The organism is Rhizobium sp. 10N414, assembly GCF_056394785.1.
Window position 1 is genome coordinate 42,430 of the sequence record NZ_JBFTIN010000005.1, and the last position, 16,839, is coordinate 59,268.

Annotated in this window: 18 protein-coding genes; 8 read left to right on the forward strand and 10 right to left on the reverse strand. The window is 59.5% G+C overall.

The window, feature by feature from the left end; all coding sequences use genetic code 11:
* The gene (locus AC1DE4_RS07340) at window positions 1–456 is read right to left on the reverse strand and encodes a 6,7-dimethyl-8-ribityllumazine synthase (protein WP_016553506.1); all 456 of its coding nucleotides are present in this window, start codon (window positions 454–456) and stop codon (window positions 1–3) included.
* A gap of 332 nt (window positions 457–788) precedes the next feature.
* Between AC1DE4_RS07340 and AC1DE4_RS07345 the strand changes: the two genes are divergently transcribed.
* The 3 genes from AC1DE4_RS07345 to AC1DE4_RS07355 all read left to right on the forward strand — a co-directional run bounded on the left by AC1DE4_RS07345 (window position 789) and on the right by AC1DE4_RS07355 (window position 2,304).
* Complete coding sequence (locus AC1DE4_RS07345) at window positions 789–1,139, forward strand: hypothetical protein (RefSeq protein WP_169681031.1); 351 nt, start codon at window positions 789–791, stop codon at window positions 1,137–1,139.
* 99 nt (window positions 1,140–1,238) lie between these two features.
* Complete coding sequence (locus tag AC1DE4_RS07350; RefSeq protein ID WP_018859197.1) at window positions 1,239–1,742, forward strand: cupin domain-containing protein; 504 nt, start codon at window positions 1,239–1,241, stop codon at window positions 1,740–1,742.
* A 25-nt stretch (window positions 1,743–1,767) separates the two neighbouring features.
* Window positions 1,768–2,304, forward strand: a complete 537-nt coding sequence (locus AC1DE4_RS07355; RefSeq protein WP_169681033.1) for a GNAT family N-acetyltransferase — start codon at window positions 1,768–1,770, stop codon at window positions 2,302–2,304.
* On the opposite strand, the gene AC1DE4_RS07360 is transcribed toward AC1DE4_RS07355, so the two are convergent.
* The 7 genes from AC1DE4_RS07360 to AC1DE4_RS07390 all read right to left on the reverse strand — a co-directional run bounded on the left by AC1DE4_RS07360 (window position 2,267) and on the right by AC1DE4_RS07390 (window position 8,974).
* Window positions 2,267–2,887, reverse strand: a complete 621-nt coding sequence (locus AC1DE4_RS07360; RefSeq protein ID WP_018859195.1) for a riboflavin synthase — start codon at window positions 2,885–2,887, stop codon at window positions 2,267–2,269. The two genes, AC1DE4_RS07355 and AC1DE4_RS07360, sit on opposite strands and share 38 nt — an antisense overlap.
* Window positions 2,887–3,996: a bifunctional diaminohydroxyphosphoribosylaminopyrimidine deaminase/5-amino-6-(5-phosphoribosylamino)uracil reductase RibD gene (gene ribD, locus AC1DE4_RS07365; protein ID WP_477880805.1), complete on the reverse strand. Its 1,110-nt coding sequence runs from the start codon at window positions 3,994–3,996 to the stop codon at window positions 2,887–2,889. Before ribD ends, AC1DE4_RS07360 begins: the two co-directional genes overlap by 1 nt.
* Window positions 3,997–3,999: 3 nt before the next feature.
* Complete coding sequence (nrdR, locus tag AC1DE4_RS07370) at window positions 4,000–4,476, reverse strand: transcriptional regulator NrdR (protein ID WP_007531462.1); 477 nt, start codon at window positions 4,474–4,476, stop codon at window positions 4,000–4,002.
* Between the two features lie 9 nt (window positions 4,477–4,485).
* Window positions 4,486–5,784 (reverse strand): serine hydroxymethyltransferase, encoded by a 1,299-nt coding sequence (glyA, locus tag AC1DE4_RS07375; protein ID WP_018859193.1) that lies wholly within the window; start codon window positions 5,782–5,784, stop codon window positions 4,486–4,488.
* Window positions 5,785–5,961: 177 nt separating this feature from the next.
* Entirely contained in the window at window positions 5,962–7,266 is a 1,305-nt protein-coding gene (locus AC1DE4_RS07380; protein ID WP_018859192.1) for a L,D-transpeptidase family protein, read from the reverse strand.
* Between the two features lie 624 nt (window positions 7,267–7,890).
* Window positions 7,891–8,406 (reverse strand): transcriptional regulator LdtR, encoded by a 516-nt coding sequence (gene ldtR, locus AC1DE4_RS07385; protein WP_018116896.1) that lies wholly within the window; start codon window positions 8,404–8,406, stop codon window positions 7,891–7,893.
* A gap of 130 nt (window positions 8,407–8,536) precedes the next feature.
* Window positions 8,537–8,974 (reverse strand): DUF6163 family protein, encoded by a 438-nt coding sequence (locus tag AC1DE4_RS07390; protein WP_169681039.1) that lies wholly within the window; start codon window positions 8,972–8,974, stop codon window positions 8,537–8,539.
* Window positions 8,975–9,109: 135 nt separating this feature from the next.
* Here AC1DE4_RS07390 and hemB point away from each other — a divergent pair, with 135 nt between their 5' ends.
* The 4 genes from hemB to AC1DE4_RS07410 all read left to right on the forward strand — a co-directional run bounded on the left by hemB (window position 9,110) and on the right by AC1DE4_RS07410 (window position 12,501).
* Window positions 9,110–10,123, forward strand: coding sequence for a porphobilinogen synthase (gene hemB / locus AC1DE4_RS07395; protein WP_018116894.1), 1,014 nt, complete (start codon window positions 9,110–9,112; stop codon window positions 10,121–10,123).
* Between the two features lie 75 nt (window positions 10,124–10,198).
* The gene (locus AC1DE4_RS07400) at window positions 10,199–10,657 is read left to right on the forward strand and encodes an RDD family protein (RefSeq protein ID WP_018116893.1); all 459 of its coding nucleotides are present in this window, start codon (window positions 10,199–10,201) and stop codon (window positions 10,655–10,657) included.
* Between the two features lie 179 nt (window positions 10,658–10,836).
* Window positions 10,837–11,613: an arginyltransferase gene (locus AC1DE4_RS07405; protein ID WP_018116892.1), complete on the forward strand. Its 777-nt coding sequence runs from the start codon at window positions 10,837–10,839 to the stop codon at window positions 11,611–11,613.
* Window positions 11,614–12,501, forward strand: a complete 888-nt coding sequence (locus AC1DE4_RS07410; RefSeq protein WP_018859191.1) for a DMT family transporter — start codon at window positions 11,614–11,616, stop codon at window positions 12,499–12,501.
* Here AC1DE4_RS07410 and AC1DE4_RS07415 read toward each other — a convergent pair.
* Both AC1DE4_RS07415 and parC read right to left on the reverse strand, forming a co-directional pair.
* Window positions 12,440–12,973 carry an SRPBCC family protein gene (locus tag AC1DE4_RS07415; RefSeq protein WP_018116890.1) on the reverse strand — a complete coding sequence of 178 codons (534 nt, stop codon included), beginning with the start codon at window positions 12,971–12,973 and terminating at the stop codon, window positions 12,440–12,442. The two genes, AC1DE4_RS07410 and AC1DE4_RS07415, sit on opposite strands and share 62 nt — an antisense overlap.
* 132 nt (window positions 12,974–13,105) lie before the next feature.
* Complete coding sequence (gene parC / locus AC1DE4_RS07420; protein WP_169681040.1) at window positions 13,106–15,361, reverse strand: DNA topoisomerase IV subunit A; 2,256 nt, start codon at window positions 15,359–15,361, stop codon at window positions 13,106–13,108.
* Window positions 15,362–15,596: 235 nt separating this feature from the next.
* Between parC and AC1DE4_RS07425 the strand changes: the two genes are divergently transcribed.
* The gene (locus tag AC1DE4_RS07425) at window positions 15,597–16,784 is read left to right on the forward strand and encodes a YdgA family protein (protein ID WP_169681042.1); all 1,188 of its coding nucleotides are present in this window, start codon (window positions 15,597–15,599) and stop codon (window positions 16,782–16,784) included.
* Window positions 16,785–16,839 lie beyond the last annotated feature (55 nt).

Consider the following 16,839-nt stretch of genomic DNA (forward strand, 5'->3'; position numbering starts at 1 on the left):
TTATGCACCCAACTTCTTCTTCAGCTCTATCATCGTAAGAGCTGCGCGGGCGGCAAATCCGCCCTTGTCCTTGTCCGAACGGCGGGCGCGAGCCCAGGCCTGATCGTCATTCTCAACAGTCAGAATGCCATTACCAATGGCAAGGGATTCGCTCACGGCCAGATCCATCAGCGCGCGAGAGGATTCGTTCGACACGATATCGAAATGGTAGGTCTCGCCGCGGATGACCATACCGAGGGCGACGTACCCATCATACTGCGTGCCCTCATTATCTGCTCCGTCGAGCGCCATGGCAATCGCCGCCGGAATCTCGAGAGCGCCCGGAACGGTGACGACCTCATAGGTCGCGCCCGCCTCTTTCAAGGCGAAGGTCGCGCCTTCAAGCAGGGCATCGGCCATGTCGTCGTAGAAGCGTGCTTCGACGATCAAAATGTGGGGAGCGGTTTCTCGCGCCATGCTTCACCTTCAGTAGCTAGAGGACTTCACCATTCGGCAGGCCGCGGTCAAAACACGCCGCGACCCGAATGGCAAGCAAATTCCGACCATGGTTGGATGCCGAATCCGGAATCCCGGCAACGGCGGAGCGGGCAATTCTTGCGTCATTTTGTGCCGGCGTCGGACCGGCGCCTCGAAGATGGCAAATGAAGGGCAATTCGCATGAACAATATGTGACTAAATTCCAGATACTTATGAATTGAAGGCGGATGATCCGATTACCAATTTCATCTGCGTAACGCTGACGATCCACTGCCGACGGTCGATCGTCAGAGCAGATGAAAGGATACCCCATGAATCGCATTGCAGCCATCGCCTCCGCAGTCGCTACCCTTGCCTTTGCAGATGCCAGCCGTGCCGAAAGTCTCGACATGACGACCCCGTCGGGCATCGAACGAACGCTCCGCAGCTTCAGCGGCGCAAATCTCGATATTCGGCAGGTGGCCGACCACGGCAGTTCGAAAAATATCGGAGCGCCCAATTCATTTGCCGCACACAGTGTCCACGACATCCAAGTGATCCGTGCGGCCATTGCCGTCAACAAACCCCTTATGCATCAGCTCAACGCCAGAGGTGTGCTGCTCGGGAACATCGTCAACGCTGATCAGGCCGCGAACGGCGGTATCACGGTCTACTATCGATAAGGTCAAGGGCGACAGCGGAAGACTGTCGCCCGTCACGATGCTTTGCGGGTTGTATTTTCTCGCAGGATGATGCCTTTTCTCCGGAAACAGGAGAAGACAATGTCCGGCGTATCGAAGCCCGTCATCAACGTCGCTGATTTGAAGCTTGAGCACTGGAAGCAAGGGGATCTGTACGAAGGGACGGATGTCTCATTCGGCTCGCTTCTCGGCCTTGCAGGTCTCGGCATAAGCTACAACGAGGTCCCGCCCGGCAAATCCAGCTGTCCATTCCACAACCATCACGTGGAGGATGAGCTGTTTTTCGTCATCGAAGGCACCGGCGAATATCGTTTCGGTCCTGATCGCTATCCGATCCGGAAGGGTGACACGCTCGGCGCTCCAGCCGGGGGACAAGAGACCGCCCACCAGATCATCAACACTGGTTCGACGCCTCTGATCTACCTCGGCATTTCGACAATGGCGAAAACCGAGATTGTCGAATATCCCGATTCCGGAAAGTTTCTCGCCAAGACCAATCGCGACGAGGGACAAGCGAACCGCTTTCGCTTTATCGGCAGCGAGCATGGCAAGCTGGACTACTGGGACGGCGAGCCGGGTGCTTGACCTCCATCCGAGGGAACACTTCAAGATGACCAGCATTCCTACCATCGAGACGGCGCGACTGCTGCTACGTCCGCACACCGTTGACGATTTTTCTGACTATATGACGATGTGGAGCGACGAAGCGGTGGTGCGCTTCATCGGAGGTGTCCCCTCCACCCGCGAACAGGCCTGGGCACGCATGCTGCGTGTCGCCGGCATGTGGCATCACATAGGTTTCGGATTTCTGGCGATCGAGGAAAAGCAGTCAGGGCGTTTCATCGGGGAAGCAGGCTTCCTCGATATGAAACGGGATATGCACCCCGTTTCCACGGAAGGCACTCTGGAGACCGGTTGGGGACTGATGCCCTTCGCGCAAGGGCACGGCTACGCCAGCGAAGCGCTCACGGCGCTGATCGCCTGGGCGGAAGAGCGGTTCCCCTCCAAGCCAATGACCTGCATTATCGACCCGGGGAACGATCCCTCGCTGCGCCTGGCGCACAAGCTCGGCTTTCGCGAAGTCCAGCGATGCAACTATAATGGAGAGGTTATTCTGCTTTCGCGGTCGGGAACTCCGCCAGCCTAGCGGCATAGCGCGCCATGGTATCGACTTCGAAATTGACGAAGTCGCCTGCCTTGCGTTCGCCCCAGGTCGTGACCTCAAGCGTGTGACGGATCAGCAGGACGTCGAAATCGGTACCGTCCACCGCGTTGACGGTGAGCGACGTGCCATCCAGAGCGATGGAGCCCTTAGGTGCAACGAACTTGGCGAGATGCTCAGGCGCACGCAGGCGAAAGCGCGTCGCATCGCCCTCTTCCGTCACCGAGAGGATCTCGGCCTTGCCATCAACATGACCGGAAACGATGTGGCCGCCGAGTTCGTCGCCGATCTTCAGCGAGCGCTCGAGATTGATGCGGGTACCTTCCTTCCACGTCCCGATCGTCGTCAGGCGCAGAGCCTCTTCCCAAGCTTCGACCTCGAACCAGCGGCCGTTGCTGCCCTCGCCGGGCAGGCCGGTCACCGTCAGGCAGATACCGGAGTGCGAGATGGAGGCGCCCATGTCGATGGTCGCCGGATCATAGGCAGTGGCGACACGCAGCTTGATGCCTTCCTTCAATGGGGAAACAGATTCGATCTTGCCGACGTCGGTGACAATTCCGGTAAACATCAAAGCTCTCTTTCGTATTCGTCCAGGCGATCGTCGCCAAACATGAAGGTGCCCCTGTGCAGGAATCCCGATGGCATATCGGTCTTCTGGACCGGCGATTCAATACCGTCCTGCCCGATCACCGCAGGGCCTTGATAGAGGAGGATGCGGTCGATGTAACCGGCATCCAGGAAAAGCTTCGCCGTCCGCGCGCCGCCTTCGATGACAAGCGAAGAAATTCCGCGCGATGCTAGTGCAGGCAGCAGTTGGTCGGGCCGGTAGGGACTGCATTGGACCACTTCGACGCCAGCCTGATCCAAAGCGTCTCGTCGTGCGAGAAAGGCCTCGTCCTCGCTATTGTCGAAGCGGGGCGGTTCGGCCGCGACGACGATCAATGGCACCTGCTTGGCCGTAGCGACCAGCTTGCTGTCCAAGGGCAAAGAGAGATCTTCATCGAGCACGACACGAACCGGTGAGCGGGCCTCAAGTCCAGGCGTGCGAACGGTGAGCAAGGGATCATCGGCGATCGCAGTCCCGATCCCAACCAGAATCGCATCGGTTTCGGCGCGCAGCTTCTGCACCTCTACCCGTGCCGCAGGCCCGGTGATCGCAATCTGCCCCTCGCCCTTTCTTCCGATCATGCCGTCAGCGGAAACCGCAAGCTTGAGAGTCACATAGGGCCGGTTCTTCGTCTGCCGTGTGAGGTAAGCAGCAAGCGAACGCTTGCCTTCCTTTTCGAGAATTCCTGACTCGACCTCGATCCCCTCATCGCGCAGCATGGCAATGCCCCTGCCCGAGACACGCGGATCCGGATCGGTGACGCTTATCACCACACGACCAATGCCGTAGGCAATCAGCGCCTCCGCGCAGGGTGGTGTCTTGCCGTAATGCGAGCAGGGTTCGAGCGTGACATAGGCGGTGGCGCCGCGCGCCAGTTCGCCGGCTTCGGCCAGGGCCTGCGGTTCGGCATGGGGACGCCCGCCGACTGCCGTCACTGCACGGCCGACGATCTGACCGTCACGCACGATCACGCAGCCGACGGAAGGATTGGTAGATGTCTGGCCGAGATGCAGGAGACCCAGGCGGATCGCCTCTTCCATGAAACGCGCGTCGTCTTCCGAAGCGCTCATGAGCTAGTTGTCCAGGGGATCGCGGGCGATCTTGGCGTTGATCTCGGAAATGACTTTCTCGAAATCCTCGGCATGCGAAAAATCCCGATAGACAGAGGCATAGCGAACGAAGCCAACATCATCTAGGCTCTTCAATGCTTCCAACACCTGAAGGCCGATCTGCTCGGAGCTGATCTCGACTTCGCCGGAGCTTTCAAGCCGTCGAACGATGCCGGATACCGCACGTTCGATGCGGTCGCGGTCGACGGGACGCTTGCGCAGTGCGATCTCGAAAGATCGCACCAACTTGTCGCGGTCGAACGGTACCTTGCGGCCGGTCTTCTTCGACACCATCAGCTCGCGCAGCTGCACGCGCTCGAAGGTCGTGAAACGACCGCCGCAATCGGGACAAATACGCCTGCGGCGGATGGACGTATTGTCCTCCGCCGGGCGTGAATCCTTGACCTGTGTGTCTTCCGATCCGCAGAATGGGCAGCGCATGCGCTATCCTTAGCCCATGTAATCATACATTGGGAAGCGGTTGGTCAGCTCGACCACCTTGCCGCGAACGGCTGCTTCCACGGCTGCGTTCCCCTCGTCGGAGTTGGCGACCTTCAAGCCGTCGAGAACCTCAACGATGAGGTTGCCGATTTCCTTGAATTCCGCTTCCTTGAAGCCACGCGTCGTGCCGGCTGGCGCGCCGAGGCGCACACCCGAAGTTACGAATGGCTTCTCAGGGTCGAACGGGATGCCGTTCTTGTTGCAGGTGATGTAGGCGCGGCCGAGGGCTGCTTCGGCACGCTTGCCGGTCGCGTTCTTCTTGCGAAGATCGACGAGCATCAGGTGGTTGTCGGTGCCGCCGGAGACGACATCGAGGCCGCCGGCGATCAGGGTTTCCGCAAGCGCCTTGGCGTTCTTGACGACCTGCGCGGCGTAGTCCTTGAACTCCGGCTCCAGCGCTTCACCGAAGGCGACGGCCTTGGCGGCGATGATGTGCATCAGCGGACCACCCTGCAGACCGGGGAAGACGGCCGAGTTGAACTTCTTCGCCAGATCTTCGTCGTTCGTCAGGATCACGCCACCGCGGGGACCACGCAGCGATTTGTGGGTCGTCGTCGTGGCAACGTGGCAGTGCGGGAACGGCGACGGATGCTGGCCACCGGCGACGAGACCGGCGATGTGCGCCATGTCGACCATCAGGTAGGCGCCGACCGAGTCAGCGATCTCGCGGAAGCGCTTCCAGTCCCAGATGCGGGAGTAAGCGGTGCCGCCGGCGATGATCAGCTTCGGCTTATGCTCTTCGGCCTTGCGGGCAACTTCGTCCATGTCGAGCAGGTTGTCGCCTTCGCGCACGCCATAGGACACGACGTTGAACCACTTGCCGGACATGTTGACCGGGGAACCGTGCGTCAGGTGACCGCCCGAGTTGAGGTCGAGGCCCATGAAGGTGTCGCCCGGCTGCAGCAGTGCAAGGAACACGGCCTGGTTCATCTGCGAACCGGAGTTCGGCTGAACGTTGGCGAAGTTGACACCGAAGAGCTTCTTGGCGCGTTCGATCGCCAGTTCTTCAGCGATATCGACGAACTGGCAGCCGCCATAGTAGCGCTTGCCCGGATAGCCTTCGGCATACTTGTTCGTCATGATGGAGCCCTGGGCTTCCAGCACCGCGCGGGAAACGATGTTTTCCGAGGCGATGAGTTCGATCTCGTGCCGCTGGCGGCCGAGTTCCTTGCCAATCGCGCTGAAGATTTCCGGATCGGTATCGGCAAGCGAGCGATTGAAGAAGGTCTGGGTGGAGGCATTGGTCATGAGCGGGCTCCTCAACTGGAATGCGCGAAGGTATTAGCGCCCCGCCCTTTCAAGGGCAATACGGAGAACGACATTTGCTAGGCAATCTACGCGCCGCGCGTTCTATGCCCGACAGGACAACAAAAAACCGCGCCAGAGAGGCGCGGTTTCTTCAAAATCAAACGCGATCCAATTGACTTATTGAACCGGCTGCTCCGTGGTTGCGGTCGTGTCGAGCGCAAGCTCGGCGTTGCCGTCGAGCTGATAGATATCGTCGCGGAACTGCACGACGCCATCCGGCATGCCCCAGGCGGAAATGTAGACGAAGTAAACCGGCACTTCTTCGGCGAGCTTGATCGGCGTGTTGACGCGGGTCGTGATGACCTGCTCCATCTGCTGACGCGACCACGGCGGGGTCTCGCGCAGCAGCCACGTCGTCAGATCGCGAACGTTCTGGACGCGAACACAGCCCGAGGACTCAAAGCGCATCAGCTTGTTGAAGAGACCCTGCTGCGGCGTGTCATGCATATACTCGCCGTTCTTGTTGTAGAAGTTGATCTTCGTGGACGCCATGGCGTTGATCTTGCCCGGGTCCTGACGGAACATGAAATTCGGAGCCTTCTCGGCATTCCAGTCCACCGTTTCCGGCGCCACCTCGTTGCCCTTTCCGTCGATCAGGCGAATGGCATTCTTCTCGAGATAGGTCGGGTCCTTGCGCATCAGCGGTACGATGTCTTTTTCGACGATCGAGCGCGGTGCCGTCCAATAAGGATTGAGGATAACTTCGTAGATCTTCGAGTTGACGAGATGCGTCGGACGGCTGAGACGGCCAACGACCGCAGCGTGGCGCGTCGCAACGCTGCCGTCTTCCACGGCCTCGACGTAGGCGGCCGGAATGTTAACCATCACGTGGCGGCGTCCGAGCTCTTCCGGGAAGGTCTGGATGCGGATGAGGTTGGTGTTCAGCTGCTGCAGACGAACATCGGCCGGAATGTTCATGGCCTTCAAGGTGAACTCGCCGATGACGCCGTCGGCCGGAAGGCCGTGGCGCGCCTGGAAGCGCTTGACGGCGCCGTCGACATAGGAATCAAACGCCGAAGACATGCCAGCCTCGCGCGGTAGGTCGCCTGTGATGGCAAGACGCTGGCGAAGGCTCTGGACGGCCGGGTCGGTCACGCCGATCTGCAAGCGCTGCTGGCTTGGGCTGACTTCGGGCCAACCGCCAGCCGAAGCGATCTGCTGATACTGGGCGATTGCCTGCTGGATGCTCGGCACCGACTGCGGCCCGAGAATCGGCGTGTTGGAAACGACAGCCGTTGCGGTGCGGGACGCAGCCTTCGCATCGAACTGATCGTCCCAATCGCCGCGTTGTGGAGCATTAATGAGCGAGTCGATCGCCGATTGCGCGAGTGCGGGGGCCGCCAATGCGCCCGCGCCAACCATTGCCGCAGACGTCAGAAACGCCCGACGAGAGAAAGCTTCAGTACCGATTTTCTTCGACATTCATCCCAACCACTAAATTGCCGCCGCTTGAGAGACCGGCAGCCTTCGCTATCCCTGCGAGAACGCAGATCTCTCTATCAACCCGTCGCTACGGCGCATCGCACAATCTCTCTGCCGGCGATCACATGATTGCGAGCAGGGAGCGCGAGGTTGTCAGACCTCAATTTGGGAAGCGCCCTTTGCCGTGTATTTCCGCTGACATGCTAATATGGCCAATTCGTGTCGCCCTGCACCACACTCAACCGTCGGTCGCGGGCGATGCGCAAAGAACCATATCCATCCACAGAAATGTGGCGGTTAATAGCGGCTAAAAAACGGCTTGAATACAGTCGATTATGCTTGCCTGCCATGCGTTGCAAAGATGTCACGACCTCGCAGACAAGGCGCGGATTACGCGCGTCCGGTCCGCCCACTGCCTGCAACAAATAGAGCTGACGTCGCGACCGCGTCGCGTGATTCCCGGGAAACCCCAAGCTCGTCGCGGAGGTCATTGTCCAAGTCGGCGACCGAGTACGCAGCCCGGCAGCTAGACGCTGCTAACGGCGAAAAGGCGCTACGGAATACCGTTGCGCCCTTTCGTGCCTTGGAGGTCCGATAAGCCAGCAGGGAAGTTGGCTTACGAGATTACAGGCGATAGAGGATCTGGTCGTTCCAGAAGCGGTCCAGACGGGTAAGCAGCTTGTTCATCTGCGTGAATTCGTCGGAGCCGATGCCGCCAACCTTGTCGATCGAGCCGACGTGACGTTCATAGAGCTTGGCGACGGTTTCAGCGATGTCCTGACCCGCTTCCGTCAGGCTGATGCGGACCGAGCGACGGTCGATGCGCGAGCGCTGATGGTTGATGAAGCCGAGATCGACAAGCTTCTTGACGTTGTAGGAAACGTTGGAACCCAGGTAGTAACCGCGGGAGCGAAGTTCGCCGGCGGTGAGCTCGGAGTTGCCGATGTTGAAGAGAAGAAGTGCCTGGACGGCATTGACGTCGCTGCGACCCTGGCGGTCGAACTCGTCCTTGATGACGTCGAGGAGACGGCGGTGAAGACGTTCAACAAGATGAAGGGATTCCATGTAAAGATCACGGATGCCTTGTTCCTGCTGGTCACGGAAGTTCGATACCGCCTGCGGCTTGATTTTCGTGTTCATGATGACTGCCTCACTGTTTTGTTTGGCGGTGTTGGTTTTCTTCCCGCCTTGAGACAGACCCTATCGAATACAAATAAAATTCTACTTAAACCGCAGGCTTAACAGTGCCTTACCGGAAACCCTAGATGTATCAGGGTAAATCAACGCTTACCTGCCGGCGCCGCTTGCGCTTTTCGTACCAGAGCGCAACACGGAATCCCAGGTAGACCAGGACGACCGCGGCATGCAGCAAAACGATCAGCCGGTTGGACCCGAAAACCTCCGGCATGAAGGCGTACATGATGATCTGTCCGCCTGCCGCGAGCACCCAGATAACCGGCCCCCAGGAGACGGCCAGCCATAGACCGAGAGAGGCGACGGGGAAGAGAACGGCGAGGCTGGTGCTTGCGACCTTCCACGGAAGGCTGAGCAGATCGAAGCGCCCTGCCCCGACCAGCGAATAGCCGACGAGCATCGCCCAATACTGCAATCCGAACCAGAAGCAGGAAACGGCGACAAGCCGCAGGAACAGGATGAAGAGAACGCTGGTCAGCGTCCGCTTAGGTATCGTCGGAGAATCAGCGTCCATGTCTCAAACAATAGGGTTGCCGTTGCGACTTCGCCAGCGCCTCCTCCATTGCGGCCAATCGTCCGGTTTGGATTTCGGCCACGCCATGATAATGAGCGCTTCGACAATTGGAATGGCAGAAAGCTGGAAACCACCATGCAGGACAAGACCCATCTCGTCGACGAGATTACCGGCCATCGGCGCATGCGCCGCAATCGCAAGGCCGATTGGACGCGGCGCCTCGTGCAGGAGAACCGCCTGACGGTCGACGACCTGATCTGGCCGGTTTTCGTCGTTCCCGGCACGGGCATCGTCGAAGCGATCCCGGCGATGCCCGGCGTCAACCGCATGAGCGTGGATAGGCTGGTCGAAGCCACCAAGGAAGCGGCCGATCTCGGCATCCCTGCGATCGCGACCTTCCCGAACATCGAAATGGAACTGCGCGACGAAACAGGCTCGAACAGTCTTGAAACCAACAATCTGATCAACCAAGCGACAATCGCAATCAAGAAGGCGGTGCCCAATATCGGTGTCATCACCGACGTCGCGCTTGACCCCTTCACGAGCCATGGCCACGACGGGATCCTGCGACAGGGCGAGATCGTCAACGACGAGACGGTCGATCAGGTTGCGCGCGCGGCCGTCATGCAGGCCGATGCCGGCTCTGACATCATTTCGCCGTCGGAGATGATGGACGGCAGAATCGGCGCCATCCGCCGCGCCCTTGACGCTGCCGGGCACCAGAATGTTGGTATTATGAGCTACGCCACCAAATTCGCCTCGGCATTCTATGGCCCCTACCGCGAGGCGATCTCCACCGGCGGTCTGCTCAAGGGTGACAAGAAGACTTACTACATTGATCCGGCAAACGGCACCGAAGCCATCCGCGACGCCGCGCTTGACGTGGAGGAAGGTGCCGACATGCTGATGGTCAAGCCGGGCCTGCCCTATCTCGACATCTGCTGGCGCATGAAGGAAGCCTTCGGTCTGCCGACCTTCGCCTATCAGGTTTCGGGGGAGTACACGCAGATCAAGGCGGCCGCGATGAACGGCTGGATCGACGGCGAGCGCGCCATGCTGGAAACCCTGCTCTCGTTCAAGCGTGCGGGCTGCGACGGCGTCCTCACCTACTTTGCAGTCGAGGTGGCAAGAATCCTAGCCAGGCGCTGATTGCGCGCCAATATTGCATTTGAGGGAAGCGATACCATATCAGCGGCATCGCTTTCTCGAAAGGAGACCGTAACGATGACGCTCACGCCCAATCCGCTCTATGCTGCACCGGACGACTGGCGCGCCTATAGCGGCACGCTGAGCCGTCGTGTCTTCGCATTCATCCTCGACTACGTGATCATTCTGCTGCTCTGCATACCGGCGGCGGTCATTCTTTTCTTCCTGTCGATCGTCACACTGGGGCTCGGATTCTTTCTCTACCCGGCGCTGTTCGTGATCGTTGCAGGCCTGTATTTCGGCTTTACGGTGGGCGGTTCCCAGCAGGCCTCATTCGGCATGCGCGCAATGGGCATTGCCATCATCCGCGTCGACGGGCAGCCGATGGACTTCCTGACGGCCATCGTTCACCTGGCGCTTTTCTGGATCCTGAACTCAGTCCTGACGCCGCTGATTCTGCTGGTTGGCCTGTTCACCGAACGCAGCCGGTTGATCCACGATTTTCTGGTTGGCACCGTCACGGTACGCACCGCCTGATCAGGCTCGCCACAAGCTAAAATAAACGCTGCTCCCGACCTTTGCCGGGAGCCTTTCGACGCCATATCCAAAAGTATGACGCGCGACATCGGGCAGGAGAACGGCCCCGCTGTTGACGTTTTTTATTCTTAAGTCATCCTGTCAGATAAGCAGCGAACCAAAGGAAATCTCCGCAACAGATGAATACGCAGACGACGCCATCACCGCAGTTCTACCTGACTGCTCCGGCTGCGTGCCCCTATCTGGCCAACGAGATGGAACGTAAGGTCTTCACGCATCTCGTCGGTCCCCGCGCAGCGGAGATGAACGATATCCTGACACAGGGCGGCTTTCGCCGGTCGCAGAACATCGCCTATCGTCCGGCCTGCGAGGCCTGCCGCGCCTGCATTTCCGTGCGCATCCTCGCACAGGAATTCCTGCCGACGAAGTCGATGAAGCGCGTGCTGGCAACGAACGCCGACATCATCTCCACGGAATTCCCTGCCCAACCTTCCAGCGAACAATATTCGCTGTTCCGACGCTATCTCGATTTTCGCCACCAGCAGGGCGGAATGTCCGACATGACGGTGCTCGACTATGCCATCATGGTCGAAGACACCCATGTGAACACCAAAATCATCGAGTATCGGCTTCGAAAGGAAGGGACGGGCCTGGAAGAGCGCCCGACCGGCGAGCTCTTGGCCGCCGCCCTGACCGATACCATGAGCGATGGCCTGTCCATGGTTTATTCCTACTTCAACCCTGACATGGATCGCCGCTCCCTTGGCACGTTCATGATCCTTGATCACATCAGGCGCACAAAGGCCTTGGGTCTTCCACACGTCTACCTCGGCTACTGGGTTCAAGGGTCGAGGAAAATGGACTACAAGACTCGCTTCCAGCCGCAGGAGCATCTGACTTCGCGCGGCTGGGAACGTTTCGATCCCTCCGTATTGCCCGAAAGCCCGCGCTACTAAATGCTCCTCCCCTCCCTTTCCGATCATCGGAAAGGCCTGCTGCTGACGGCAATCGGCGGCTTGGCTCTTTCCATGGACATTCCACTGGTGCGGCTTGCTCACGGCGACATGTGGTCGATCCTGGGCATGCGCAGCATCACGACGGTCGCCGCCGCGCTGCTGGTGATCTGTCTTATCAGATACGCCAAGGGAGCATGGCCCGTGCTCGTGCCCGGCAGGCACGGCCTTGCGACGGGACTGCTCTACGGCTGCTCGACGCTGACCTTCCTGCTTGCCGTCTTCAACACGGCGACGGCCAATGTGGTTTTTATCGTCGCGTTCAATCCGATGTTCGGCGCTCTCTTGTCATGGATTTTTCTCAAGGAACGTCCTACGGCATCCACGCTCGTCACCATGGCGGTCATGGTGTTCGGTGTTGGCCTGATCGTGCATGATGGATTGGCCGGCGGCCATCTCTTCGGCGATGCCATGGCACTTCTCAGCGCCTTTATCCTCGCATCGGCGATAACCATTGCCCGGGCGTCGCGTCGGGAAATGGGCTTCGTGCCCTTGCTTGCCGCCGCCCTGCCGGCGGCCCTCGGCTTTGCAAAGGCCCTGCCGGTCGGGCTAGCCATAGAGCATCCCGCCTGGATCATCCTCAACGGTACGCTTCTGATGCCGGTCGCCTTTTGGTGCCTAGCTACCGGACCACGCTATCTCTCCGCGCCCGAAGTCGGCATGTTCTATCTGCTCGAAACCATCCTGGCTCCGATCTGGATATGGCTGATCTTCGCGGAAGCCCCACCGACGATGACGCTCGTAGGCGGCACGATCCTGGTCTGCGCGATTATGCTGCACTCGCTTTGGATGGTTCGGCGGAAGCCTGCGCGACAATCTCTGGCACACTGACCACCTGCATCGCATCGAGTTCGCGCTCGAGCCCCTGCATGACGTGGACCCAGCCCTTCCGCGTCTCTTCTTCGAACTGGCCCCATTGGGCGCACATTTCGTGCGAGAGCGTCAACCGCGTGCCTTCGGCGAGCGGTTCGATGTCGATCTGTATTCGATCCGCATTGTGATCATGCTCGGCTGCCGAGAAGCAGAAGACCATCCGCCGCGGTCGGCGCAATTCGAGAAATACGCCGTAATGCACCGCATCGCCTGTCGGACGTCGGTCGATGACGAGAAAATGTCCGCCGACCTTTGGATCGATGTCGGCTCGGATAACGCGGCCTTCGTCGCTTGCGAAAAGGAAGCGTTTGGCGATCTGAGGGTTCAGCCATGCGTCGTAGACGGCGCAGGGCGAGGCATTGAATGTATGCGCAACGTTCAAAGTGATGGTATTGCAAGCACTCATCAACAATCCTCCGTGATCGGACATGGCACTCTCCAGGAGCACCACACTCGATCATTCCGTCCGCCTGCGGAATGACGTCTGTCCATGTTGTGATTACTGGCCAGAAGTAGAGGAGTTGCCCCGCTCGCCAAGAGCGAGGCGCAGAATTATTTTCGCTTAGCCGGCAAACTTACCGCTGCGCGGGAAGCCTTTCGGAACGGTCCGACCAGCGGTGGCACGATCGCCAAGCCATTCGGCAAGCTCGTCCTTGTTCTTCGTGAAGGTGCGGCCCGCGCTGTCTTCCCAGACGAGGCCGTCTGATATTGCGAAGCAGCGTACGTCGGAAATGCCGCCATCCTTGTAGCGCTGCAGGCGGACGCCCTTGCCGCGACCCATTTCCGGGACCTGCGACAGCGGGAAGACGAGCAGTTTGCGATTGTCGCCGACGACAGCGATATAGTCGCCACTGACGGGAACGATCAGCTTCGTCTCATCAGGCATGGAGACATTCATTATCTGCTTGCCCTTGCGGGTATTGGCGACCATGTCGGTCTCGGCAACAACGAAGCCGTTGCCCGCCGTCGAGACGATCATCTGCTTGCGGGCAGGATCGTGAACGAAGGCGGTCAGGACGTCCTGATCGTTGTCCATATCGATCATGATGCGCAGCGGTTCGCCATGACCTCGACCGCCGGGCAGCTTGTCGCCGCCAAGTGTGTAGGCCTTGCCACCGGTGGTGATGATCAGGATCTTGTCGGTCGTCTGCGCAGGGAAGGCAACCTTCAGCGCGTCGCCTTCCTTGAAGGTCAGGGTCGCGGTGTCGGAGATGTGCCCCTTCAGAGCGCGTATCCAGCCCTTTTCGGAGACGACGACGGTGATCGGCTCCTTCTCGATCATCGCCTGCTGGATAGCCTGCTCGTCGGCTTCCGGCGCGTCGGCGAACTGGGTGCGGCGACGACCGAGCTCGGTCGCCTTGGCGAACTTCTTCTTCACTTCGCCGATTTCCCAGGCGACGGTCTGCCACTGCTTTTCTTCCGATGCCAGCAGTGCCTCGATCTCGCCCTTCTCCTTGGTGAGTTCGTCGAACTCGGTGCGAATCTCGAACTCCTCGAGCTTGCGCAACGACCGCAGCCGCATGTTGAGGATCGCTTCGACCTGATTGTCGGTCAGGGACCAGCGCGCGATCATCACCGGCTTCGGCTCGTCCTCTTCGCGGATGATGCGAATGACCTCATCGATGTTGAGGTAGGCGATCAGCAAGCCGCCGAGGATTTCCAAGCGGCGGTCAATGGCCGCCAGGCGGAAGCGCGAGCGGCGCTGCAGCACTTCGCGGAGATGGTCGAGCCACTCCTTCAGGACCTCGTTCAACGCCATGACGCGCGGGATGCGGCCCATGGAGAGAACGTTCATGTTCAGCGGGAAGCGGCTTTCCAGTTCCGTCAGCTTGAACATCGATTCCATGAGGATCGTCGGATCGACCGTCCGGTTCTTCGGCACCAGCACGACGCGGACATCTTCGGCGGACTCGTCGCGAATGTCCTCGAGCAAGGGCAGCTTGCGCGCCAAGAGAAGTTCGGCGATCTTTTCGATCAGGCGGGACTTCTGTACCTGGAACGGGATTTCGGTGACGACGATCTGATAACCGCCGCGGCCAAGATCCTCGGTCTCCCACTTGGCGCGTGTACGAAAACCGCCACGGCCAGTCTTATAGGCCTCGATGATGCTTTCACGGCCATCGATGATGATGCCGCCGGTCGGGAAATCCGGACCGGGAATAAACTCGACCAGCTTCTCGACGGTAGCATCGGGATGCTTGATGAGATGGAGGGCCGCGTCGCAGAGTTCGTGGACATTGTGCGACGGAATGGACGTCGCCATGCCGACTGCAATGCCCGACGAGCCATTCGCCAGCAGGTTCGGAAAGGCGCCCGGCAGGACGACCGGTTCTTCGTCTTCCTCGTTGTAGGTCGGGCGGAAATCGACCGCGTCCTGATCGATACCCTCAAGCAAGAGGCCGGCCACATCCGTCATGCGCGCTTCGGTGTATCGATAGGCGGCAGCGCTGTCGCCGTCGATATTGCCGAAATTTCCCTGCCCGTCGACGACAGGGTAACGCTGTGAGAAATCCTGCGCGAGACGCACGAGCGCATCGTAGACAGACTGGTCGCCATGCGGATGGAACTTACCGATGACATCGCCGACGATACGAGCACATTTCTTGAACGCGGAATTGGGCCGAATGCCCATTTCGCTCATGGCGTGAATGATGCGGCGATGCACCGGCTTCAGGCCGTCGCGCACGTCAGGGAGCGCACGATGCATGATCGTCGATAGCGCATAGGCCAAGTAACGCTCTTCAAGCGCCGCCTTCAAATCGACCGGAAGGATACTGTCGTCGTCTCCGCCAGAGGGCGGCAAAATCTCTTGTCCCATATGTCCTGACTAGCCGAGATGGTTGTTTTGAGCAAGGAATCCGGGCATTCCGGCTGTGGATGAAGTCTTGGCGTACGAGAAAAGAATGACCCGAGACGCTTTGCCTGAATTTCGTCGTGTTTCGTTTTCCCTTCAACACAAATTTAGAAATCCGCAAATATAAACCACGACCGAACCACAATAGACCGACGGCGAATTCTCGCTCGCCGCACAACGCCGCCACCAGAGGACCCAAATGACTTTTTACCGGACGACACGGCTGATGCTTTCGAGCGTCGCCTTTCTTTCTCTCGCCGGCTCGGCTTTCGCGCTCGACGGCCAGGATCTGCTGAAGAAGATCAACGCAGCCTATAGCCAGCAGGGCGGTACGATCGTTGCCGACGGCGTCGATGTCAACGGAACCACCGTGACGCTGAAGAAGGCAAGCTTCAAACCAAACAGCGGCGAAGCGGTGTCCATCGGCGACATCACCATGACCGGCGTAGAAGCAGACGAGGATGGCAGCTACTATGTCGAGGAAGCATCCTTCCCGAACGTCAGCGCCACGAGTGAAGGCTCCACCTTCACGGCATCCGACCTGACCCTGAGCGGCATTTCGATCCCCGCGGATCCGAAGGGCGAAGGGCTCGACGCAATGCTCCTCTACGAAAATGCCCACAGCGGCCCCGTGAAGGTTGTCCAGAATGGAGAGGAATTGTTCTCTCTCGCCGAAAGCGACCTCAATCTGACGCTTCGCGAAGATGACTCCGGCTTCGATTTCGATGGTGCCTTCAAGGGCTTGAAGGCCGATATCAGCAAGGCAAGCGACGCACAGAGCAAGGAAGCAATCGAGAAGCTTGCCCTCCAGCATATCCAGGGCGACATCACGATGAAGGGCGCCTGGGACCTGACGCCCGGCACGATCGACGTTTCCGAGTTCGCCTTCGACTTCAACAACGTCGGCAAGCTGAACCTGGCCTTCAAGATCTCCGGCTATACGATGCCCTTCGTGAAGTCTCTGCAGGAAGCCGCCAAGCAGGCCGAAGCGAACCAGAACAAGGAAGAGGCGCAGCAGGCCCTCGGTCTCTCGATGCTCGGGCTAATGCAGCAGCTGTCGTTCGAGAGCGCCCGGATCCGCTTCGACGACGCTTCCATCACCAAGCGTGCGCTCGACTACGCCGGTGGCCAGCAGAACATTTCCGGCCAGCAGATGGCGGACTCGCTGAAGGCAATGACGCCGATCATGCTGGCACAGCTCAACATTCCGGAGCTGCAGAACGCCATATCGGCAGCCGTCAACACCTTCCTCGACAACCCGAAGAGCCTGACGCTTGCCGCCGCACCGGCGAAGCCCGTTCCGTTCCCGATGATCATGGGCGCTGCCATGGGCGCACCGAACACGCTGCCGCAGGTGCTTGGGGTCAAGGTTTCGGCGAACGACTGATGCGCCGAGCTCGAGTTTTTGAAACCCGGCGTGCAGTTGCCCGCCGGGTTTCTTT

Coding starts and splice junctions, on each gene's coding strand:
- AC1DE4_RS07340 (WP_016553506.1), bottom strand. CDS start 456: ATGGCGCGAGAAACCGCTCCCCACATTTTGATCGTCGAAGCACGCTTC.
- AC1DE4_RS07345 (WP_169681031.1), top strand. CDS start 789: ATGAATCGCATTGCAGCCATCGCCTCCGCAGTCGCTACCCTTGCCTTT.
- AC1DE4_RS07350 (WP_018859197.1), top strand. CDS start 1,239: ATGTCCGGCGTATCGAAGCCCGTCATCAACGTCGCTGATTTGAAGCTT.
- AC1DE4_RS07355 (WP_169681033.1), top strand. CDS start 1,768: ATGACCAGCATTCCTACCATCGAGACGGCGCGACTGCTGCTACGTCCG.
- AC1DE4_RS07360 (WP_018859195.1), bottom strand. CDS start 2,887: ATGTTTACCGGAATTGTCACCGACGTCGGCAAGATCGAATCTGTTTCC.
- ribD (WP_477880805.1), bottom strand. CDS start 3,996: ATGAGCGCTTCGGAAGACGACGCGCGTTTCATGGAAGAGGCGATCCGC.
- nrdR (WP_007531462.1), bottom strand. CDS start 4,476: ATGCGCTGCCCATTCTGCGGATCGGAAGACACACAGGTCAAGGATTCA.
- glyA (WP_018859193.1), bottom strand. CDS start 5,784: ATGACCAATGCCTCCACCCAGACCTTCTTCAATCGCTCGCTTGCCGAT.
- AC1DE4_RS07380 (WP_018859192.1), bottom strand. CDS start 7,266: ATGTCGAAGAAAATCGGTACTGAAGCTTTCTCTCGTCGGGCGTTTCTG.
- ldtR (WP_018116896.1), bottom strand. CDS start 8,406: ATGAACACGAAAATCAAGCCGCAGGCGGTATCGAACTTCCGTGACCAG.
- AC1DE4_RS07390 (WP_169681039.1), bottom strand. CDS start 8,974: ATGGACGCTGATTCTCCGACGATACCTAAGCGGACGCTGACCAGCGTT.
- hemB (WP_018116894.1), top strand. CDS start 9,110: ATGCAGGACAAGACCCATCTCGTCGACGAGATTACCGGCCATCGGCGC.
- AC1DE4_RS07400 (WP_018116893.1), top strand. CDS start 10,199: ATGACGCTCACGCCCAATCCGCTCTATGCTGCACCGGACGACTGGCGC.
- AC1DE4_RS07405 (WP_018116892.1), top strand. CDS start 10,837: ATGAATACGCAGACGACGCCATCACCGCAGTTCTACCTGACTGCTCCG.
- AC1DE4_RS07410 (WP_018859191.1), top strand. CDS start 11,614: ATGCTCCTCCCCTCCCTTTCCGATCATCGGAAAGGCCTGCTGCTGACG.
- AC1DE4_RS07415 (WP_018116890.1), bottom strand. CDS start 12,973: ATGTCCGATCACGGAGGATTGTTGATGAGTGCTTGCAATACCATCACT.
- parC (WP_169681040.1), bottom strand. CDS start 15,361: ATGGGACAAGAGATTTTGCCGCCCTCTGGCGGAGACGACGACAGTATC.
- AC1DE4_RS07425 (WP_169681042.1), top strand. CDS start 15,597: ATGACTTTTTACCGGACGACACGGCTGATGCTTTCGAGCGTCGCCTTT.